The following is a 21,495-nucleotide window of genomic DNA, read 5'->3' as shown; positions in this document are numbered from 1 at the left end:
CTACGCCGAGGCTCATGACGACTGCACAGTCAGTTCGGTGTCCAGCGCAAGCACGGTCTGCGGTGATCGGAGCGTGGGGGATGTTCGGCGACGATGAACAGCTGCGCCGAGTATCCCGGCGCCGACATGACCTGGAAGTAGCCCGGAGCAGCGCCGCCTCGGGAACGCCGCCGATCACGCCGACCCTCGAGCACAGCAGCAGCCGGCCCCGAGAGCGGGAGCGAGACCGCGCCCGGGGTCGACGGTGCCTACGTCACGGTGGTCGAGGGTGAGTGGTGTTGGGCGGCACGGATCCCGGTCCATGCGGAGTTCCACGTATTCGCCGACGGCACGAACCTGCTGCGAGCCGGCCACACACTGGCGCTCGTTTGCGCGACTACGCTTTCTCGGGCATCCCGCCTGGCGACCGGGTCGGTGGTGTTCTCCGTCGACGCCCGGACAAGTGACGGTGCCGGCGTGCAGGCGGAGACGGTCCGGCCCTTGCGGTTCGACGGCGCGGAGTCGGTGGTCATCGCGGCGGGTGAACAAATCACCAGCGGCGTAGCCGATTTGACCCTGGCCGCACTGGAATCGGCGACAATAACCTTGTTCCTCGCCGACCCGACCGGCCCGGCGACCTTCCACGCCCAAGGCTACGCCAGTACCTATCGCGGCACGGGAAACCGGCTCGACGACACCGACGGAACCGCATTCACCGAAACCACCCATTCCTGGTACTACCTGTCAGACCTGGAAATGTCCGGCGGAACCGCGGCCGCGGACACCATCGTGACGTTCGGTGACTCCATCACCGACGGCTTCGGCTCGGATAAGGACGCCGACAACCGTTACCCCGACGCCCTCGCCGACGGGCTCACCGCGCGGGGTACTCCGCGGCCGGTGCTCAACGCGGGAATCGGCGGAAATATGATGCTCAGCGATTCGGCCTGGTACGGAGACAGCGGCTTGCACCGCTTCGAACGTGATGTGCTCGCCGAGCCGGGAGTGCGGACGGTGATCATCCTGGCCGGACTCAACGATATCGGGTTCTCCGAAGTCGACTTACCGACCTATAAGCCCAACCCTGACGTATCGGTGGAGCAACTCATCGACGGCTACCGCGACCTGATCGCCCGCGCGCACGCCGCCGGGGCCACGGTTATCGGCGCCACCTTGCTGCCCATGAAGGGCGCCGAATACTACAATGACACCTCCGCGGCGAAGATTCGGGCCGTCAACCATTGGATTCGCACCAGCGGCGAGTACGACGCAGTGGTCGATTTCAACGCGGCACTGGCCGATCCCGTAGATGGGGAACGCTTGAACGCGGCGTTCGACCCCGGTGACCACAAGCACCCCAACGCTGCCGGTTACGCGGCCATGGCCGCGGCTACGCTGGCTGTCCTCTGATGGACTCGACGCGGCGCGCGACACCGCCTGACAGCGTGGCGGTCACTATCGGCGAGAGCCCTTCACCCTGTGCCATTACGGGTGAAGGGCTGCTCCGGTGTGGAGACGCCGTACCACCGCGGTCACGACATCAGTTCGCCTGGCAGACGAACATCCATTCGGTGCCGTAGTGTGCAGCGGAATCCTCGTCGAGGTGCACCCACTCATAATGGCCCGGTACACCGCCACCGGGCGTGCACGGGTCGCCGACCTTCTTGCCGTCCGGCGGTGCGGGCGGGCCGGGCTGGGTGACGCCCGGGAGCCCGGGGAGGTCGGCGCTGCCGGAGGGGAGCGCGGCGGCGGTGGCCCCCGAGAAACCCATGGCTGCCAAGGACATTGCTGTGATCACGCCGGCTTTTTTCATAGACGCCTCTCCGTTCGACATTCGTGCAGGGTCGGCCCTGCGGCCCGGGGCGGCCGGAGTGCGTCGCCTGCGTCCGGAACGGCCGGTCGTAGAAGCCGGTGCCATGGTAGTGGCGGGGCGAGTGGGCCGCGAACCGGTTCGCTTCGCGCCGGTAGCAGCCGCGGCGGGGGACATCTGGGCCTTCTGGCGCTCGTCGCGTACTCAGGCGGTCGCGACCGGACCCGCGGCGGGCGCGACCAGGCGGCGGCGCCGGCTCGGCGCCATCAGGGTCGGGTGGTTGACGCTCCACATGGTGGCCTTGCAGATCAGCTCCTTCACGCGCGCGCCCTTGCGGCCGGCATCGACCTTCGAGGTCGGCTGGTCTTCTTCGGTCACCTTCTGCACGATGGCATCGCGGCGGCCGAGGCTGATGCATTGTTTGCGGTAGCCGATCGGGGCGTCCGGGACTTCGCGTCCGGTCAGCCGGGCGGCGATGACGTCGCCGACCAGCCAGGCCATCGGGGAGGCAGTGGCGCAGCCCATGCGCAGCGTTTTGCCGCCCACCCCGGCGGCGTGCGCGGCATCACCGGCGGCGTAGACGTCCGGGTGCGAGACCGAGCGCAGGGTGGCGTCGACGACGATGCGCCCGGCCGCGGAGACGGTGAGCGTGCTGGCGGCCGCGATCGGGTGCACGGCGAAACCTGCTGTCCAGACGGTGGCACCGGCCGCAATCTCCGCAGCCGAGCGGGTGACCACGCCGCCCTCGGTGACGCGGGTGACGTCGGCGCGTTCGTGCACGGTGATGCCGAAACGCTCGAATGAGGCGCGCAGGTGGGTCTGCGCCTTCTGATCGAGCCAGTCGCCGACGCCGCCGCGCGCCGCCATGGCGACCTTCAGATCCGGGCGCGCTTCGGCGATCTCGGTCGCGGTCTCGATAGCGGTCAGACCGCCGCCCACGATCAGCACAGTCTCGCCCGCCGCCAACTCGTTCAGGCGCTCCCGCAGCCGCAGTGCGGCCTGCTTGCTCGCCACATTGTGAGCGTGCTCGGCGACGCCGGACACGCCGAAATCGGCGATGGTGCTACCCAGGGCGTAGACCAGGGTGTCGTAGGCCAGCGTCTCGGCGCCGTTCTCGCCGGTCAGTGCGACCGTCTTACGATCCGCGTCGACCGAATCGATCCATGCGATACGCACCTGGACGCCGGTGCCGGCGAACACCTTCCGCAGCGGGCGGACGGCCAGGTCTTGGCCGGCGGCGAGCTGGTGCAGGCGGACCCGTTCGACGAAATCGGGGTCGGCATTGACCAGGGTGATCTCGATATCGTCGCGGTGCAGTCGCTTGGCCAGGCGGCCGGCGGCGGTGGCTCCGGCGTACCCGGCTCCGAGGACGACGATGCGGTGCTTCATGGTTTTGCTCCTGTCTCGGTGGGTTCGATACCTGAACCGGACAGGGTCACGAATGCTGACAGCTGCCGGCTGTGATGTGAGTCACCACAGCTCGGGTAGCGGTGCTCCCGGCGCGAAAGAGGCCCACTGCCGGTTGGCATATGCCAGCTTGTCGGGGTTGACGTGGGCGTACACGGCGGCGATACCGTCGACGGTGATCTGCAGGACCACGATTCCGACGACCCGATCCCCGGACACCAGTACCAGCGCGGGCATGCCATTGGTGACGGCCGCGAACATCTCCGGCTTGCCGCCGAGCTTTTCCCACGTGCCGTTCGAAGGCTTGATCGCGAGACGCACGAACCGCGCGATGCGCTCCGCGCCGAGAAGCGGCCGGCTCAGCGTCGCGATGAATCCGCCGCCGTCGCCGACGATGGAGGCGTCGTCGGTAAGCAGTGCTACCAGCGTCTCGGTCTGTCCACTGACCGCTGCGGCCAGGAATTCCGCCACAATCCGTCGAGCTGCGGCCGCATCGACCTCGATGCTCGCCCGCTCCATCGAGAGATGCTGTTTGGCGCGGCGGCCGACCTGCTGGCAGTTGGCTTCGGTGATGTCGAGCAGGTCGGCGATCTCGCGGTGCGGGTAACCGAACGCCTCGCGCAACACGTACACCACGCGCTCCTTCGCGGTGAGCCGTTCCATGAGTGTGAGCATGGCGATCGACACCGATTCCCGCTGCTCCACGGTGTCGGCCGGGCCCAGCATCGAGCCCCCGGCCAGCACCGGCTCCGGTAGCCATTGCCCCACATAGGTCTCCCGGCGGGCGCGGGCCGAGGTGAGCTGGTTGAGGCAGAGATTGGTGAGCACCTTGGTCAGCCACGCTTCGGGCGTCTCCACGTACTCGCGGTCGGCGGCCTGCCAGCGCAGGTACGTCTCCTGCACCGCGTCCTCGGCATCACTGGCCGAGCCCAGCAGGCGATAGGCGATTGCCTCCAGACGGGCCCTGGAGCCTTCGAACACATCGGCCTCGCGCGTGAGCAGCATGCCGCTATCGTCGGCCATGCACACTGGGCGCGTCCACTCCGCACTCGGAACTGCTCGACGTCGTCGCGTCGGGGGTGCGATCCGCACCGCAGGCAGCTAGCTGTCGGGGTTTCGCAGCATGCCTTCCGGCAGGTAGCCGGAGCTGACGCCCAAAAGCCATCCGTGCACTCGAACGGCCAGTGCGGCGACAGCGATCGTGCCGATCGGCAGCAGGCTGCGCGGGCGGCCGTCGGATTCGGACTCGGCCCGGTATCGCTCGAGACGATCGATCAGGGCCTGTTCGAACGCGGGCTGATTATCATCGAGCAGGGTGCGCAGCAGCTGTGCTTCCGGAGACAGATCATCGAAGGTGTCCAGCAACCGGGCTGCCACCGAGCGTTCGTGGGTGGTGGGTGCAGTATCGCCGGCGACAAGCCCTCGGACCTGACGCGGTACCACTGCTGGAACACTGTTATGTGGAGACCGTCGAGATCGCGCACCGCGTGCTGATCGACGCTGTGACACTTGATTTCCCGCACGTCTTGCCTTTCCCGGGAACCCGGCCGACTGCCGTCCCGCTGGCCAACGGAATCGAGAAACCAGTCGCAGCAGCAGGATATGGGACATGTTGACCGAGCGCATCCGGTCGACCGTGGCGGCGAGATAGAGGTCGAGACCGCCGGCGGGAGGCCGGTGCCATGGTCACCTGGCGGGAGGCCGGTGCCATGGTTACCGCCGTACGTACCAGCGCGACCAGTTGATCGACGCGAGACCATCACCGGTGACGCGGTGCGGCCGGTGGCAGCAGATCGCGAACCGGTGCGCTCAGGCCACCCGCCAGGTGCGGTCACCCAGACTGGCAACGATGTCGACGGATCCGCCCAGGGCTGCGACATATGCCCGAATCGTGTCGATACCGGAGATTTCACCGCTTTCGATCTTGGAGATTCGTGCCTGGGAAACGCTGAGTATATCCGCGAGTTCCGTTTGCGAGAGACCCGCCGCTTGTCGCATCTCAGCAAGCTGGTGGCCCCGCACGTATGCTTCACGGCGAGTCTTCGCACGGTCGGCGCCGGCGGCGCGCTCCTCGTCGGTCCGAGGGTCTACGGCGCGGGCAGCCTTTTTTACGTCGCTCCATTTCGAGTACTTCGGCTCGGTCATTATTTCTCCTTCAACGCTGCCAGGTGTTCAGCGAAGCGCTTATCGGCGAGTGGGACAGCTTCTCGGTACCACTGTTGCCATTGTCTGGATTTGTCCCCGGCGACGAGAACTATTGCCTCACGCAATGGGTCGAACGCGAACAGCATCCGGACCTCCGTCGAGCCTGTCGACGGAGGTCGCAACTCTTTCATATTGTGGTAGGAACTGCTCTTGATCCTGTCCACCAGTGGTCTACCCGCCGCCGGCCCCTCGTGCTCGAGTTGGTCGAGTGCATCAGCGATCAGATCGCTGGTGTCGGGGTCGCTCACGCATATGGCCAGATACCACGCTTCCACCTCCGGATGAAGACTGATCTCCCAGCTCACCGCACCTATTATAACCTAATTGTCATAACGAGTCCCGGGGCAAATCTTTGCCCGATGCCGGATCTCGCATTTACATGGGTCAGTGGGTCGGGGGTTGGGCGAGTGAGCGTAGGTAGATGAGGGTTGCTTGGACTCGGCGGTCGCCGTCGTGGAGGGGGAGTTTGGCGAAGATGGCACCGATGTGTTTGCGGACGGCGGCTTCCGAGACGGTGAGGGCCTCGGCGATTCCGGCGTTCGTGCGCCCCTCCGCCACCAGCGCGAGAACTTCACGCTCCCGGGCGGTGAGACCGGCCAGGGGGGTGCGGTGGCGACCGGATTTGACGAGAGCTCGGACTACCTCGGGGTCGACGATCGTCTCCCCGGTGGCGACCCGGGCCACGGTGTCGAGGAACTGCCGGACGTGCCCTACTCGTTCCTTCAGGAGGTAGCCCACACCGGCGGTCGAGTCGTCGCCGAGGAGGTCGTCCAGGTAGGCGACCGAAACGTACTGTGACAGTACGACTATCGGTAGGTGGGGGTCGCGGCGGCGTAGGTCGGCGGCGGCGCGGAGGCCGTCGTCGGTGCCGTTGGGTGGCATCCGGACGTCGGTGATCACCAGGTCCGGCTTGTGGGCCGCGTAGGCGTGGATCAGTCCGGGGGCGTCGCCGACCGCCGCGCTCACCTCGTGGCCGGCCGAGGTGAGCACGCTCTCCAGCCCGGCCCGTAGTAGGGGACTGTCTTCGGCCAGCACGATCCGTAGTCGGGTGGGTGGGGGTGTCACACTGCGCACTCCATCCGGATGGTTGTCGGGCCGCCGGGCGGGCTGGTCACCGTGAGCCGTCCGTCGAGGGCTGCGAGCCGGCGTTGCAGGCGGTCGAGGCCGTGGCCGTCGACGATATGCGCACCGCCCGGGCCGTCGTCGGTGACGTTCAGTATCCACCGCGAAGCGGTGCGGGTGCCGCGCACATCGACCCGGGCGGCCGCGGTGTGCCGGGCGACATTGGTGAGGCATTCGGCGACCAGGACATAGGACATGTGCTCGACGGCGGGTGGCAGGCGGTCGGTGTCGAGGTCGATATCGATATCCAGCGGCAGGTCGGCGGCGAGGTCGGTGAGAGCCGGTTCGAGTCCGCGTTCGGACAGCACCCGGGGGGAGAAACCGCGCAGGACGGCCCGTAGTTCGCTCAAGGTTTCGTCGACCTGCCGGTGGGCGTCGGCCGCGAGACGGCCGGCGGGGCCGTGCGCGTCCTGCGCTTCGGTCAGGCCCAGGTTCATCGACAGTGCGACGAGGCGGTGCTGGACGCGATCGTGCAGTTCGGATTCGAGGAGTTCGCGCTCGAAACCCTCCGCTTCCAGCAGGGCCGAACGGGAGCTCTCGATCCGGACGGCCTCGTGGCGCCAGCGGTCGGAGTCGGGGGTCAGCAGGCTGCGGGCGAACAGCGCCTCGAGTGCCGACCAGGCGCCGAGCAGTACCAGCAGTAAGAGAAGGGCGAGCAGTCCCGCGCCCGCGGCGGTCCAGGCCTGCGACTTCTCGTCGATCACCCAGGGCCCGAGGTCGAAATAGTCGTCCCGGACGATGACCGGCGCGGCGAGCAGGACCGCGGCGACGGCAAACCCGAGCGCTGCCAGGCAGAACACCACGGCACCACACACTGCGGTGGTGACGATATAGGTGACGTGCCGGAATGTGGGCAACCGGTGCGCGGCGCTCGCCTCCCGCACGCGGCTATCGGCGCGGGCGGCCGTATCGGGGTCGATCAACCGGAGCCGAGTGCAGTGCAGTCGCAGCATCGGCTCCCACAGGGCGGCCCGCAGCGAACGGGTGAGGCCGAGCAGTACGACCGGTACGGAACCGAGCACGGTCAATGCCGACAGGACACCGCCGCACACCACCGCGAGCAGTGCCCGCCACGGCCACCGGGAGACCAGAAAGCGCGGGCCGGTGCGGAGTGCGGATCCCATCGCCGTCACCGTCCGGTCTTCGGGTGTGCCCTGCGCGGACCGCCGAGTCTCGTCGTCACGACGATCCACGCGACTACCGGCAAATACGCTGCGCACATCAGCAGGGTAATGGAAGCGCCGGAGGGTCCTGCATTACCGACGAACAGTTCGAGTCCCAGCGCGACTACGAGATTACTGCCGCCGTGGAGCAGCGCGGGCGGCCACACCGACCCACTGCGCGTCCACAACCAGCCGATCAGGAACTCCAATTCGATCGACAGCGGCAGCCACAACAGCATGGCGATGAACGCATCCGCGGCCGAACCGCCCGAACCCAGGTAACCCACCCACGGCAGCGGCCAATGCCACACACCCCAGATCACGCCGGTCGCGAAGGTGGTGGCCACGGGGCGGCCGGGGAGGAGACGGTCGCGGAGATAGGTGGTCCAGCCGAACTCCTCGCCGAAGAAAATCGGGGCCGCCACTATCGGGATGAGCGGGGCGAGTACCAGGAACAGCAAGGTGCCGGAACCGAAATCGTGCAGCGCGGGACGCCACATTCCCAGCAGCACCGCAATTGTGAGCGCGACGGCGAGAATGCCGATGGGTAGCACAGCTGCGGTCAGATACGACCGCCACTGCGTGCGGAGGTGCAGCCGAAGGCCGGAATCGGCGAAACCTTCCCGGGTTATCCACCGGCGGGTGATGATCGCCGCGAGCGCAGGGGTGAAAGCGCCGGTCAGCAATTGGACGACCGGATTGTCGAGGGTGTACCCGGCCGCTCCGGCGATACCCCACGGGATCCATGCGCCCGCGAACGCGAGCAGCACGAACCAGAGGATGCCTTTCCGACGCCTTGCGGTGCTGCGCGCGAACGGCTCCCGATCGGTCAATGCTGTAGTCATGCCTCGATTACACGGTGGCGGCCGCGCGAAGTCGGTGGTGAACGGGACCGATTCATGGTCGCGTATGCGCTACCCCGCAAATGCTCTGCGGGCGGGCACCGGCGCGCGATGGTAATCGACATCGCCGCCCCTGCGGGTGGAGCAGTCGGCGCAGGCATTCCAGGGGCTTATGGGCGCCGCAGCGCGTCGTCGAGGAGTCCGCGGATATGTTCAGGGTCGGCGCCCTGGTCACCGAGCAGGATCGCCGCGCACAATCCGTCGCAGAGCGCGACGAAAGCCTCGACGACATCGGGGTCGTCGGATCGTGTCCGGGCAAGTTCCGCGACGCTGTCGCGCCAACTCCACGCCGCCGGGCGCAGTGCGGGCCGGCGAGCCGCCAGGGTGGACAGTTCCCGTTCGGCGAGCGCGCGCTCCCGGCCTGGACCTGCGGAGTCGGCGATCAGCCGGGCGAGCCCGTCCAACGGGTCGTCGGCGGTGCCGACGAGTTCGCGGATGCGCTGTGTGTAGGCGTCGGTGATGCTGGTCAGGGCGGCGACCAGAAGGTCGTCCAGGGTGGCGAAGTAGTAGAGAGTGAGGCTGGTGGTGATACCGGCTTCCTTGGCGACGGTTCGGTGGGTCACGCCGGCGGCGCCGTCGCGGTGCACGATCGTGAGCGTTGCCTCGATGATCTGAGCTCGGCGCTGCCGGCCGCGCATTTTGCGGCCGTCGACAGTGTCCTGTTCGGTCATCGTGGTCCTCTCACCGTCCGTCGCCGTGGGACGAGGCTATCGGTTCCACAGGACGGCCCGTGGAGCCGATCGGGTGGAGTCGGCGCAGCATCCGGAAACAGACCACGGCGGCAGCGGCGACGGCGGTACCTGCCGCGATCGCGGCGATATTGAGGCCGTTGGTGAACGCCTCCCGGGCAGGTCGAAGAGTGTCCGCCGGTAGCTGTTCGGTCACAGATATAGCGCCGGCGAGGCTGTCGTCGTAGGACTCGGCCACCGAGCGGGGTGCGCCGGGCGGGGCTTCCACCATGATCCGGTAGACGGCCGTGGTGAGGCTTCCCAGCAGCGCGACCCCGGCCGCGATCCCCAGTTCCTGCACCGTCTCCGACAATGCGGCCGCCGAACCGGACCTTTCCGCGGGTGCCGCGCTCACGACGATTTCGGTGCCGAGAGCGGCGATGACACCCAGTCCCAGATAAACGAATCCGAAGCCGGCCACAGCCGTGGGCTTGCTGTCCGTTCCCGCAACGGCAATCAAGACGTATCCGATCAACGACAGTGCCAGCGTGCCTGCCATGACGATCCCCGGCGGGACGCGGCCGGCGAGCACCGGCGCACCGATCCCGCCGATCAGCATCGCCAGAGCAGGCGGGCCCATCCACAATCCGGCTACCAGCGGCGAGAGCCCGTCGACGAACTGCAGGTACTGGGTGACCAGGTACATCACCCCGCCGAATCCGGCCAAGCCGATCAGCAGGACCGACAGGGCGGCGGCAAAGGTCCGGTGGGTGAAGAGCTCGATGTCGAGCAGCGGCTCGCGGAGGCGCAGTTGACGGCGAACGAAGGCAACGGCCGCGGCACCACCCAGCGCGGCGGCGGCCAGAGCCTGGGCATCGATACCGTGCGCGGCGGCATGCTTGATCGCAAAGATGGCTGGAAGCAACGTTGCCAGCGATAACGCGACGCTCCACAGATCGAGCCGGGTGGTTCCGCTACGGAATTCCGGCAGTAGCGCCGGCGCCGTCACCAGCGTCACCGCGCTGACAGGCACCGCGATCAGAAACACTGCACCCCACCAGAAATGGGCGATGAGGATACCGCCCGCAATCGGTCCGGCCGCCATTCCCAGGGCGAACATCGTTGCCCATAGGCCGATCGCCGCCGCCCGCTGCCGGGCGTCGGCGAACATATTGCTGATCAGGGACAACGTGGAGGGCATCAGCGTCGCCCCGGCTACGCCCAGCAGCGCCCGCGCGGCAATGAGCCAGGGCGCACTTGTAGCGAAGGCCGCGAAGACCGAGACCGCGCCGAATGCGGCCATACCGATCATCAGCAGGCGCCGGCGCCCGATCCGGTCGCCCAGCGACCCCATCGTGATCAGGAAGCCGGCGATGAGGAATCCGTACGCGTCCATGATCCACAACGTCTCGGTGGCGGTCGGTTGCAGGTCCGCGGCCAGATTCGGGACGACGAGGTAGAGCGCCGTGACATCGAGACCCAGCAGCACTGTCGGCAACATCAGCACCGCCAGACCGGCCCACTGCCGCCACCTGGGGACGGGCGCCGGGCGTGTGTCCATCGCGAACTCCGATCTAGTTGAACGAACGTACTAGTTGTACCATCGTTCAAGATGATCGGGAAGTGGGTGTGGTTCAGCCCCGGAGCGGACGGTCCGATGTCCTCGATTCGGGCCGGGCTCGGGTCAGATGGCCGTTTCGTCGGCGAGGCGTTGGAGGTAAGTGGCGAATCGGTGCCGGTCGTCGGCGGGCCAGGTGGCGGTGAGGTGGTCGAAGCAATCGCGTTGCCAGGCGTGCGCCGCGTCCAGGAGATGGGTGCCGGATTCGGTGAGTGCGAGGATTACGCGGCGGCGGTCCTGCGAGGAGGTGGCGCGGGTGAGGTAGCCGGCGGCGGTGGCGTCGCGGACCATGCGGCTGGCGCCGGAGTGGTCTATGCCGAGTTGGGTCGCGATATCGGTGACGGTGGCTTCCGCGTGGCGGCGGCGGGCGGCGGCGACGGCTTCGAGGACCTGGATGTGCTGGATGCGGCCGGTATCGGCGGGTGAAGTGGCCCGTCCATCGAGAACTCGGCCGCTCCAGCGGCGGGACCAGAAGCGGACCAGGCGGAAGAGTGCCGGTCCGCCGTCGGCGGGGTCGGAGGAGTCGCACACCCTCGACATTGTATGCGTTCCACACGTATTTTTGCATGCAAAACGCATATAATTACGTCCGGAAGGAGTCGGTATGGCCATCGTGCTGAACCACACGATCGTCCCCGCGGTCGACAAACTCGCCTCGGCGACGTTCTTCGCCGAATTGATGGGTCTGTCGGTATCCCCGCCTGCCGGGCCGTTCGTTCCCGTGCGCGTGAACGGCGAACTGACCCTCGACTTCGACGATCGCGGTCGCGTCGAACCGGGTCACTATGCCTTTCTTGTCGACGATGCGACCTTCGACGCGGTGCTCGACCGGCTCGAGCAGTGGCCCGCCGTCGACTACGGGTCCGGCCCGGAGGGTGGCTGGGATCGTCGGATCAACCGGTTGTCCGGTGGTCGTGGGGTTTACGTCCGCGACCCCGATGGTCACAGCTACGAAGTCTTCACTGCGGTCCCCGATGTGACGGAATGAGAAAGGAGTGCGGTATCGTAGTGACCAATATTTGAAAATCGGTCACTACGAAGATGGAGTCGGATGCCGCGCCCGCTTGTTCCTGATCGCCGCGGAAAGATACTGACCGCAGCCGCTGAACTGATCCTCGAATCCGGCTGGCCCGGCACCACGGTCGCGCATATCGCGGAACGGGCGGGAATCGGTAAGGGTGCGGTCTACCGAGAGTTCGACGGCAAGAACGAAATCCTGGGCGCGGTACTCAACCGCAGCATGCGGCGGATGACCGCGCAGGTGCACCGGCGGGTGACCGACTCCGACCAACTGGTGGACCTGCCCGCCGTGTACCGGTTCGGTGTGGAAGCGCTGCTGTCGGAGCCGCTGATGCGAGCGCTGTACCTGGGCGATGATTCGGTCCTCGGTGACCACGTTCGCGAGGTCGGCGATCGCCGCTATTCCGTCCGGATGGGCTGGCTCGCCGACTACATCGAAAAGCTGCAGCACGCGGGAGTGATTGCGAACGATCTGGCCGGCGACACCATCACCCGCATGCTGAGCGTCTTCACAATCGGTCTGGTCAACGCCCCCGGCCTCCTCGGTGCAGACACCGAGGAGGGGCTGACCGGGACGGTCGCGCTCTTCGCGGAACTGGTCGGCGCCGGTCTGCGCGGCCCCGGGCCGGTGGATGCCGCCGCCGCCCGGCAGGCCCAGATCGCGCTGCTGGAACAGCTGTCGGATCAACTCACCCAACTCGAGGAGCCGGTATGACCTCCGCATTCGAACGCTGCACCGACCTGACGATCGGCGGTGGTCCCATCCGGCACTACCGTTCCGGTGACCAAGGACCGCCGGTGTTGCTGCTGCACGGGGGAATGATGGACACCGCCGAAGGCGTCTGGCGCGATATCGCGCACCGGATGGCCGCGAAATACCAGGTACACGCGATAGATCTCCCTCGGCACGGCGCCAGCAGGCCGTGGCCGGGACGCCTGGACCGGCAGTTCTTCGATCGTTTCCTCGACGATCTCGTCGACAGTCTCCAACTGCCGGTTACGGCCATCGTCGGACTGTCCCTCGGTGGGGGACTCGGAATCGGCTACGCGTTACGCAACCCCGGCCGGGTCTCGGCGCTGATTGCGATCGGGCCCGGCGGGCTGGGCGCGAAACGCCGGGCCCAGTTCGCTACCTGGGCGCTGATGAGAACTCCGGGCGTCCTCACGCTCACCAGCAAGTATCTCGCCCGCAACCCCGAAACGGTCCGGCGCTCGCTGATCACCAATCTGACCGCCGGGGCCGCCACCGCCGACTTCGGCGTCATCCTCGAACTGGTCCGCGCCGAAGCGCAGGCCAAGGCGCGGTTCGGCGAACCGGCGCTCGACGATTGGATGGTGGACGCCTACGGTCCCCGCCGGATGCGCTGGGACTATCTGACCGAACTCGACCGGCTCGCGGTCCCCAGCCTGTGGATCCGCGGCGAGAACGATCCACTCGTGGGGCATCCGGAACTCGCCGCGGCCGCGGCGGCGGCACCCGGCGGCCGATTCGCCGCAATTCCCGAGGCGGGGCATATCGTCACCTACGATCAGCCGGCCGAATTCTTCCGGCTGGCCGACGAATTCCTCACCTCGGCTGTCGGGGGCCGGGCCGCCGGGTGATTGCGGGCGCGTTCCGCGAGTCCGGGCCTCCACCAGTCAGCGGCCGATCACCGAGATGACGCTGCCCTGGGCAACGTAGGCGATACTGCCGGAATAGTCGACCGCGATGGCTTCGCCCGAGCCGTCGGAAGGGAGATCGATGGTGTCGGTGACGGTTCGGGTTTCGGTGTCGATCGCCAACATGTCGTGATAGTTGACGACGTAGACGGTCCGGGCAGCAGGGTCGACGGCGATATCGAGTGCATTGCCGAGCACCGGTACGGAGGCGACGGTCTTCCGGGAACTTCCGTCGATGATCGACAACCACCGTTCGTCCCCGCCGTCGTCGAGATCTTTCAAAAAAGTGGCGTAGACGGTGTGAGTGGTGGGGTCGACTGCCACATCCAGTGGGCGTCCGGACTTTTCCGGCAAAATGGGTGCCGCCAGGGTGAGGGTCCGGGTATCGAGCACTGTCAGACCCTCGGGGCCGGTGATATAGAGGGCGTGCGCGCCGGGGTCGAGAGTCGCTTGCTCGTTTCCCGAGATCGCCTCCCCGGGCACGGTGGCCGTCACCGTATGGGTATCGGTATCGATCACCGCCACCTTGTCCCCGCCGACGACGTAGACGGTTCGGTTCCCGGGATCGGGCACCACATCCCGGGGGCGGAAGCCGACCGTAACGGTGGCCACGACGGTGCGGGCGCGGGGGTCGATCACCGATACGTCCTCGGAATTCGGGTGCGGGACGTAGACGTTGTGGGTGGCTGGATCGACAACGGGAGAACCGGGCCGCCCGCCGACCGGAACAGTCGCCACCACTCGGCGGGTGCCGGTGTCGATCATCGACACTGTGGCGTCGGACGAACCGGTGACGTAAAGGGTGCGGGTATCCGGGTCCACCGCGATCTGGCTCGCCGTCGTATCGAGCCGGAGGGTTTCGGTGATACCGACAGTTCGGGGTTTTCCCTCGGAATCCGAGGTGGTGACGGCCAGCGCCGCGACGACGACCGCGGTGACGACGAGCAGTGCGAATACGACAACGTATCCGGTGGAGACCGGGCGCGGTCGCGGCGAGATGAGACCGGCGTCCGGACCATTTTCCGCACGCAACCGACCCGCGACCTCGGTGACGGCATTGCGCCGGTCGGCAGTGTGCGCAACTCCGGCGGCGCCCCGAGCGACGGCAGTTTCCGCGGTGCGCGAGTAGCGGGGTACGGATCGAACCCCGCCCACGGAGGAGGAATCCCCGGAATGCGGGGTCGCGGCGAGCGAGCGCTGCGCCCGGCGGGCGGCGTCCGCGAGCTCGACGGGGTTGGCGTAGCGCCGCTCGGGGTCCTTGTGCATGCCCTGTGCGACAACCTCGTCGAAAGGCTGCAGTTGCGGCCGGAATGCTCCCGGCGGTGGCGGCGGGCTGGTGAGGTGGGCCGCGATCTGCTGCTCGGCGCTGTCGCCCGGAAACGGCCGGCTGCCGGTGAGACATTCGTACAGGACACAGGCCAGCGAATAGATATCGGCTCGAGGATCTGCCCGGCCTGTGGTGAAGCGTTCCGGCGCCATATAGGCACGTGTTCCGACGGTGGTTCCCGTGCCGGTGAGACCTGTATCAGCGGTGGAGCGGGCGATCCCGAAGTCGATGAGGTAGGCGAAATTCCGTTCGGCGAGCAAGATGTTGGAAGGTTTGACATCGCGATGCACCAGGCCCTCGGCGTGCGCCGCGCCGAGAGCGGCCGCGATCTGGTCGACGATATCGACCGCCACCTCGGGCGGTAGCGGTCCACCGGCGGTGAGGACGGTCGACAGATCGGTACCGGTGATGAGCCGCATATCGAGGTACAGGCGGCCGTCGATCTCGCCGAAATCATGGATCGGCACGATATGCGGTTCCCGCAGCCGGGCCGCGGCGTGGGCCTCGCGGCGGAACCGCTCCCGGTATTCGGCGTCGGCCGAGAGATGCCGGGGGAGCAGCTTGATCGCCACGATCCGATCGGTGGCCGTGTCGTGGGCGCGATACACCTCGCCCATACCGCCGGCACCGATCATTTCGCGCAGCCGGTAGCGCCCGAATATCTCGTCCAAAAGTTTCCTCCCCGACCATCCGGCAGCGGCGCGGGCGCACGTATCCGTATCGCCCACGGGTACATCATCGGGCACGTGCGCTGTTTCACGCATCTCGCCCGTTCTCGGAACCGTCGCGGGGATAACGGTCGCCGGCCGTGTGCCTTCGCCGCATGACTGCCGCCGATCGGGCCGATACGGTGGCCGGACAGTGCCGCACGCATCGGCCGGTCGGCATCCGCGCGACGGCGGGTCGAGGCCGCGACCGGGCCACCGCGCCCCTCATCGGTACGGTGGCCGGATTCGCTGCCGCTGTAAGAGATGATCGGGACCCACGGTCACCGATCGGCGTTCAGATAGTTCCGCCACCCCCCGTACTCGGTGATATCTGTGGCGTCACGTGATGATTCGAAATCGCAGGCGAAACCCGTGACCCATTCGCCGGAATCCAGTTCGACCTTGCCCAGTGTCATCGGCGACGGCAGGTTGCTCAGGAACGTGCCGAGAGCGGCGGGGGAGAGGCGATACAGTTCGCCGGGCAGGGCGTGGCCGCCGGAACCGACGCGAAGCATCCCGGGTTTCGGCGGGGCGGCGGGCAGTGCGACCATGCGGTAGGCCGCCGCCGTCCGCACCTCGCCGAGGAAACGGGCGCGGGCTTGTTCCAGCTGGTGGTGCAGGGGGAGGCCGCGCAGGTGGGCGCCGACCACCAGGAGATCGGTGCCGGTGCCGGTGAGCAGGGGAGACGGTTCGCCGAGCAGCCGGGCGGCGAGGTCGATACCGATCTGATCGGCGAAGGCGGGCGTGACGAACATGACGCCGAACGGGTCGCCCCCGGCGGTGTTCTCGCCCGGCACCGCGACCGCGGCCAGGTCGAGGAGATTGCAGAAATTGGTGAACGTGCCCATCCGGCTGTTGATCGACAGGGGTTCGGCCGCAACCGCTTCGAGAGTCGGATGCTCTGTGGTGGTGGGCACCAGCAGGGCGGGGTATTCGGTGAACAGGCGGCGGGCGGTGGCCGCGGCGTGCGTGAGGCGATCGAGGTCGGCGACATAGGAATGCGCGGCGGGGCGTGCGCCACCGGTGATGATGGCGGAGACCAGCGGGTCGGCGCCTTCCGGCGCGCCACTGAGAAACTCGCCGACGGCGGTATAGCGCTGGGCGACGATCGCACCGTCGTAGAGCAGTTTCGCGGCGTCGAGCAGTTCGGCGATATCGACCGTGGCGATTTCACCGCCATCTGCCCGCCAGCGGGCGACGGTGGCGTCGAAGGCGGCGCGGTAGGCGGTGGTCAGGGATTGCAGGTTGTCGTCGGTGGGAACGGCAAGGGTGGTGCGCGCCGGTGCGCCGAGAGGCGTATCGGCGGGCCAGGCCCGGGAGCGGGGATCGGCCGGGTCCGGGCCGATCATGATATTCGCGACCTTTGTGGCGAGCGCCAGGTCGCGGGCGAACACCGAGATGGCGTCGTAGTCGGGGCAAGCGGGGACAAGCCCGGTGGCAGGGATGAGTCCGAGGGTCGGTTTGATACCGACGATGCCGTTCAGCGCGGCCGGTACCCGGCCGGAACCGGCGGTATCGGTACCCAGGGCGGCATCGACCATACCGAGGGCGACCGCAACCGCCGAACCGGAACTGCTGCCGCCGGCGACGCGGTCGGGGAAGCGGCTGTTGCGGACAGCGCCGTAGGGGCTGCGGGTACCGACGAGGCCGGTGGCGAACTGGTCGAGATTGGTTTTACCGAGGACGATAGCGCCGTGTTCGGTCAACCGCGCCACGGCGGGAGCCGTATGTTCCGGGGTGTGGGCGAAACCGGGGCACGCACAGGTGGTAGGGATACCGGCGATATCGATATTGTCCTTGACCGCAACGAGAACTCCTGCGAGAGGCAGCTCATCGCCCTGTTCGACCCGGGCGTCGAGCGCCGCGGCCTCGGCCAGCACGTCGGCTTCGGCGCGTAGCGAGATCCAGACCTCGGGGCGGTCCTGCTCCGCAATGATCCGATAGGCGGCGGCGACCCTGTCGACAACTGCCGGTGCATTACCCGCCGTCTCCGTGATGGTCCGGGTTGCACGGGCGGAGTAGGCGGCGCCACCGGTATTCCCTGCGGCGGCGGCGTGGCCGGCCCCGCCGGAAACGGTCGCGGTCGTGCCTGATGCGGTGCCAGTGGTGTCGGGGCGGGCGCCGGGCTTCCCGTGGGCGGTGGCGGTGGTGTCGGGGGCAGCGGCAGTTGTGCCGGTTGCGCCGCGGGCGGTGCCGGACTCGGTGGGCGACCCGGTGCCGGAGTCGGATAGCGGTAGTTTCGCCATTGTCATGCCGCTCCTTCGGTTTCGATGACGACCAGCGGTGCGCCGGTGGTCACTTGGTCGCCGGCGGTGGCGATGAGCGCGCGGACTGTCCCCGCGGCCTCCGCCGCCACGGGCAGCTCCATTTTCATGGCCTCCAGGACGAGCAGGGTCGCGCCGGCCTCGACGCGATCACCTTCGGCGACCTCCACTCGCCACACATTCGCCATCATCGGAGCGCTGACGACCTCGCAGCCTTCGGGAAGGTCGAGCGTATCGGCGGTCTCCGGTGCGGGATCCGGTTCGGCCTGCGCACTGAGTTCACCGCCGGCCTCCCAGCGCTGCCGTTCGGCGGTGAACGCGATCTGCCGGATTTCCTCGGTGCCGGCGATATCGGTGGCGTGCTCCGCCAAGAACCCGAGGTGTTCGGCCATCGCGAATTCGCCGACGCTGGTACGTATTTCGAAGCGCCCCGCCGACATATCGGCGCGCAGGTCGAGAAGTTCCTCGGCCGAGACCGGGTACCAGCTGATGCGGTCGAAGAACCGGAACAGCCACGGTTTGCCGGTTTCGAACGGGGCGCGCTGCCGGTACCCGGACCAGATGGGGACGGTGCGGCCGATGAGCTGGTAGCCCCCGGGGGATTCCATCCCGTAGACGCACAGGTACTTGCCGCCGATACCGACCGCGTCGGATGGGGTCCAGGTGCGGGCCGGGTTGTATTTGGTGGTCACCAGGCGGTGGCGGGGGTCGAGTGGGACGGCCAGCGGTGCACCCAGGTAGACGTCGCCGAGCCCGAGCACCATGTATTGGGCGTCGAAGACGATATCGCGGACCTCCTCGACACTGTCCAGGCCGTTGATGCGCCGGATGAACTCGATATTCGACGGCAACCAGGGCGCTTCGGAGCGGACGCCGTGCCTGTAGCGTTCGATGGCCTGCGCGATGGCTGGATCGTCGAAGGACAGCGGCAATTCGATATGGCGGCTCGGGACGCGGAGGTCGGCGGTATCGGGGATATCGTCCTCGAGCTCGCCGAGCAGGCGGACCACGGTGCGTTGATCGATCACGTCGGCGTCGAAATGCAGATGCAGGGAACGCACACCGGGGGTGATATCGATCAGGCCGGGAATGGCGGCTTTGTCGAGCCGTTTGCCCAAGGCGTGCACGCGCATACGCAGGCCGAGGTCGAGTTCCATCGGGCCGTATTCGACGAGAACGTTGTCGTCGCCCCCGCGTAGGTACTTGACCTCGGGGGTGCCGGCACCGGCATCGCGGCGGCCCAGGACACCGTTGTCCTCTTCGCGGGAGCCGAGAAGTTCGGGAGTGGATATGTTCCGGCCGCGCAGTGCCGGTGCAGCACGGAACTCGGCGGTGCGGTCATCGGCGACCGGGACGAAACGCACCTGGTCGCCGGGGCGCATCTGGCCCAGCTTCCAGCGGTGCGCGGAGACCACCGTGAGCGGGCAGGCGAAACCGCCCAGGCTGGGGCCGTCGGGGCCGAGCAGAATCGGGGTGTCGCCGGAGAGGTTGAGCGCGCCGACGCTGTACGGACAGTCGTGCAGATTCGACGGATGCAGCCCCGCGTCACCGCCGTCGGTGCGCGACCAGGTCGGTTTCGGGCCCGCCAGGCGCAGGCCGGTGCGGTTGGCATGGGCCTGTACCTGCCAGGTCGCGTCGTAGAACTGGGCGATATCGGCCGGGGTGAAATAGTCGGGTGCGGGCTGGGGGCCCTCGCCGACTCCGACGTACCAGGTGTGGCCGAATTCGGGGCGTTCCTCCGCCGGGATGGGTGCGGGGTCGAGCAGACCGCCGGCGTCGGGTTTGATGCCGAGGATATCGCCGGTCGCGACGGCCCGGCCGGTGATACCGCCGAACCCGCCGAGGGTGAAAGTCGCCGCGCTGCCGTGATAGTCGGGGGCGAGGATACCGCCGCGGACCGCGAGGTAGGTGCGCAGGCCGGTGTCGTAGGGGGCGCCGATATCGACAACCGAACCGGCGGGGACGGTGATCGGCTCCCACATGGGCACGGGCGCGCCGTCCACGGTGACCGGAGCCTCGGCGCCGGTGACGCAGACGATCGTGGTGTCGGTACAGCGCAGGCGCGGCCCGAGCAATGTCGCCTCCAGGCCGTTCTCGCCGAGGGAGTTGCCGACGGCGTGATTGGCGAGCTGGAAGGACAGATCGTCGAAGGCGCCCGACGGTGGGATGCCGACGTTCCAGAGTCCGAGGCGGCCGGGATAGTCCTGGACGGTGGTGGAGACGCCGGCGCGCAAGATCTCCAGGCGGGGCCGGATGGTGGCCAGGCTGCCGAGGGTCGCGGTGGTGTGCCGGGCGTCGAGCATGGGGGAGCTCGTGGCGGCGGCGCGCAACTGGGGCAGATTGGTGGTGATACCGAACATGCGGGTGTTGTCGAGCGCCGTGCGGAGCCGGTGCAGGGCCTCGGTGCGGCTCTCACCCGACGTGATGATCTTGGCGATCAGCGGGTCGTAGTAGGGGCTGATCTCGGTGCCGGTTTCGACCCAGGTCTCCACCCGCGCCTCCGCGCCGGGGATCTCGACGCCGGTGAGTGTGCCGGCGCCGGGGCGGTAGTCGTTACCGGGATCCTCCGCGTAGACGCGGGCTTCCACGGCGAACCCGGTGACGGGCGGGCCGGCATCGGGGACATTGTCGAGGAAAGTGGAATCTCCGCCCGCCAGCCGTAGCATCCACTCGACCAGATCGACGCCGGTAACGGCCTCGGTGACCGGATGTTCCACCTGCAGGCGAGTGTTCACTTCCAGGAACGATGCCTCGCCGCGGTCCACGTCATAGATGAATTCGACGGTTCCAGCGGACCGATAGCCGACCTCGCCGAGCAGTTTCCGGCTCGATTCGAGCAGCCGTTCGCTCACGGTATAGGGGAGCCCGGGCGCCGGTGCCTCCTCGATGACCTTCTGATTGCGCCGCTGCAAACTGCAATCGCGCGTACCCAGGGATATCGCGCGACCCCGTCCGTCACCGAAGATCTGCACCTCCACATGCCGGGCTCGGGCGACGAACCGCTCCAGATATACCGAAGACGACCCGAAGTTGTTTTGCGCCAACCGGATCACACGCTGGTAGGTGTAAGTGAGTTCGGCGGGACCCGCACAGGCCGCCATCCCGATACCGCCGCCGCCCCCGGCCGCCTTGAGCATCACCGGGTAGCCGATTCGGTCGGCCTCCGCCAGCGCTTCGTCGAGCCCCGCGAGCAACCCGCTCCCGGCGACCAGCGGCACACCCGCCGCCGCGGCGGCCTGCCGGGCACTGTGCTTATCGCCGAAAAGCCGCAGATGTTCGGCTGCCGGACCGACGAACGCGATCCCGGCTGCCTCCACCTCCGCCGCGAAATCGGCATTCTCGGAAAGGAACCCGTAGCCGGGATGAATCGCTGTCGCTCCACTGGACAGCGCCGCCTCGATCACCGCCTCGGCGCGAAGATAGGACTCCGCCGCCGGGGCGGGCCCCAGCCGGACCGCGCGATCGGCCATCCGCACATGCCGGGAACCCTCGTCGGCATCGGAGAACACCGCGACCGTATCGATCCCCAGCCGCCGCGCGGTGCGCAGAATACGGCAGGCGATCTCACCGCGATTGGCGATAAGCAAACATTCGGGCAGTGGTGTATGCAGTGGTGTATACAACTGCGGTGCGGTCTCGGTCAC

19 protein-coding genes are annotated in these 21,495 nt (G+C 67.7%); 4 read left to right on the top strand and 15 right to left on the bottom strand.

The genetic code is table 11. The annotated features are described in order from the left end of the window. Nucleotides 1-456 precede the first annotated feature (456 nt). Entirely contained in the window at nucleotides 457-1,389 is a 933-nt protein-coding gene (locus IU448_RS28795) for an SGNH/GDSL hydrolase family protein (protein WP_324188530.1), read from the top strand. A 130-nt stretch (nucleotides 1,390-1,519) separates the two neighbouring features. Here IU448_RS28795 and IU448_RS08165 read toward each other — a convergent pair whose 3' ends face one another. The 12 genes from IU448_RS08165 to IU448_RS08110 form a co-directional block, all read right to left on the bottom strand. Then, nucleotides 1,520-1,792: a hypothetical protein gene (locus IU448_RS08165; RefSeq protein WP_195054791.1), complete on the bottom strand. Its 273-nt coding sequence runs from the start codon at nucleotides 1,790-1,792 to the stop codon at nucleotides 1,520-1,522. Nucleotides 1,793-1,993: 201 nt separating this feature from the next. Further along, on the bottom strand, nucleotides 1,994-3,178 hold the full coding sequence (locus IU448_RS08160) for an NAD(P)/FAD-dependent oxidoreductase (protein ID WP_195054790.1): 1,185 nt from the start codon (nucleotides 3,176-3,178) through the stop codon (nucleotides 1,994-1,996). 81 nt (nucleotides 3,179-3,259) lie between these two features. Further along, nucleotides 3,260-4,219 carry an RNA polymerase sigma factor SigJ gene (sigJ, locus tag IU448_RS08155; RefSeq protein WP_228812530.1) on the bottom strand — a complete coding sequence of 320 codons (960 nt, stop codon included), beginning with the start codon at nucleotides 4,217-4,219 and terminating at the stop codon, nucleotides 3,260-3,262. Nucleotides 4,220-4,297: 78 nt separating this feature from the next. After that, the gene (locus IU448_RS29695) at nucleotides 4,298-4,807 is read right to left on the bottom strand and encodes an Imm49 family immunity protein (RefSeq protein WP_228812528.1); all 510 of its coding nucleotides are present in this window, start codon (nucleotides 4,805-4,807) and stop codon (nucleotides 4,298-4,300) included. Between the two features lie 198 nt (nucleotides 4,808-5,005). Then, on the bottom strand, nucleotides 5,006-5,341 hold the full coding sequence (locus tag IU448_RS08145; protein ID WP_195054788.1) for a helix-turn-helix domain-containing protein: 336 nt from the start codon (nucleotides 5,339-5,341) through the stop codon (nucleotides 5,006-5,008). Beyond that, nucleotides 5,341-5,706 (bottom strand): type II toxin-antitoxin system RelE/ParE family toxin, encoded by a 366-nt coding sequence (locus IU448_RS08140; protein ID WP_195054787.1) that lies wholly within the window; start codon nucleotides 5,704-5,706, stop codon nucleotides 5,341-5,343. Before IU448_RS08140 ends, IU448_RS08145 begins: the two co-directional genes overlap by 1 nt. 79 nt (nucleotides 5,707-5,785) lie before the next feature. Continuing rightward, on the bottom strand, nucleotides 5,786-6,466 hold the full coding sequence (locus IU448_RS08135) for a response regulator transcription factor (RefSeq protein ID WP_195054786.1): 681 nt from the start codon (nucleotides 6,464-6,466) through the stop codon (nucleotides 5,786-5,788). Then, nucleotides 6,463-7,647, bottom strand: a complete 1,185-nt coding sequence (locus IU448_RS08130) for a sensor histidine kinase (RefSeq protein ID WP_195054785.1) — start codon at nucleotides 7,645-7,647, stop codon at nucleotides 6,463-6,465. Before IU448_RS08130 ends, IU448_RS08135 begins: the two co-directional genes overlap by 4 nt. A 5-nt stretch (nucleotides 7,648-7,652) precedes the next feature. Beyond that, nucleotides 7,653-8,531, bottom strand: coding sequence for a CPBP family intramembrane glutamic endopeptidase (locus tag IU448_RS08125; protein WP_195054784.1), 879 nt, complete (start codon nucleotides 8,529-8,531; stop codon nucleotides 7,653-7,655). A 167-nt stretch (nucleotides 8,532-8,698) separates the two neighbouring features. Next, nucleotides 8,699-9,259 (bottom strand): TetR/AcrR family transcriptional regulator, encoded by a 561-nt coding sequence (locus tag IU448_RS08120; protein ID WP_195054783.1) that lies wholly within the window; start codon nucleotides 9,257-9,259, stop codon nucleotides 8,699-8,701. Between the two features lie 10 nt (nucleotides 9,260-9,269). Continuing rightward, the gene (locus IU448_RS08115) at nucleotides 9,270-10,817 is read right to left on the bottom strand and encodes an MFS transporter (protein WP_195054782.1); all 1,548 of its coding nucleotides are present in this window, start codon (nucleotides 10,815-10,817) and stop codon (nucleotides 9,270-9,272) included. 123 nt (nucleotides 10,818-10,940) lie between these two features. Beyond that, the gene (locus IU448_RS08110) at nucleotides 10,941-11,405 is read right to left on the bottom strand and encodes a MarR family winged helix-turn-helix transcriptional regulator (protein WP_416382965.1); all 465 of its coding nucleotides are present in this window, start codon (nucleotides 11,403-11,405) and stop codon (nucleotides 10,941-10,943) included. Nucleotides 11,406-11,478: 73 nt separating this feature from the next. Between IU448_RS08110 and IU448_RS08105 the strand changes: the two genes are divergently transcribed. From IU448_RS08105 to IU448_RS08095, 3 genes are all read left to right on the top strand, one after another. Then, a complete protein-coding gene (locus IU448_RS08105) occupies nucleotides 11,479-11,862 on the top strand; it encodes a VOC family protein (protein WP_195054780.1) in 384 nt (127 codons plus the stop codon). Between the two features lie 63 nt (nucleotides 11,863-11,925). Continuing rightward, a complete protein-coding gene (locus tag IU448_RS08100) occupies nucleotides 11,926-12,609 on the top strand; it encodes a TetR/AcrR family transcriptional regulator (protein WP_195054779.1) in 684 nt (227 codons plus the stop codon). Then, a complete protein-coding gene (locus IU448_RS08095) occupies nucleotides 12,606-13,496 on the top strand; it encodes an alpha/beta fold hydrolase (RefSeq protein WP_195054778.1) in 891 nt (296 codons plus the stop codon). Before IU448_RS08100 ends, IU448_RS08095 begins: the two co-directional genes overlap by 4 nt. A 36-nt stretch (nucleotides 13,497-13,532) precedes the next feature. On the opposite strand, the gene IU448_RS08090 is transcribed toward IU448_RS08095, so the two are convergent. The 3 genes from IU448_RS08090 to uca all read right to left on the bottom strand — a co-directional run bounded on the left by IU448_RS08090 (nucleotide 13,533) and on the right by uca (nucleotide 21,495). Then, nucleotides 13,533-15,551, bottom strand: a complete 2,019-nt coding sequence (locus tag IU448_RS08090) for a serine/threonine-protein kinase (protein ID WP_416382964.1) — start codon at nucleotides 15,549-15,551, stop codon at nucleotides 13,533-13,535. A 317-nt stretch (nucleotides 15,552-15,868) separates the two neighbouring features. Beyond that, nucleotides 15,869-17,839 carry an allophanate hydrolase gene (gene atzF / locus IU448_RS08085; protein WP_228812066.1) on the bottom strand — a complete coding sequence of 657 codons (1,971 nt, stop codon included), beginning with the start codon at nucleotides 17,837-17,839 and terminating at the stop codon, nucleotides 15,869-15,871. Further along, nucleotides 17,836-21,495, bottom strand: coding sequence for an urea carboxylase (gene uca / locus IU448_RS08080; RefSeq protein WP_324188528.1), 3,660 nt, complete (start codon nucleotides 21,493-21,495; stop codon nucleotides 17,836-17,838). The genes atzF and uca overlap by 4 nt, the downstream gene beginning before the upstream one ends.

The organism is Nocardia flavorosea (genome assembly GCF_015477805.1).
Classification (GTDB): Bacteria; Actinomycetota; Actinomycetes; order Mycobacteriales; family Mycobacteriaceae; genus Nocardia; species Nocardia flavorosea_A.
The sequence above is the reverse complement of the archived record's forward strand: the minus strand, read 5'-3'. Positions and strand labels throughout refer to the sequence as shown.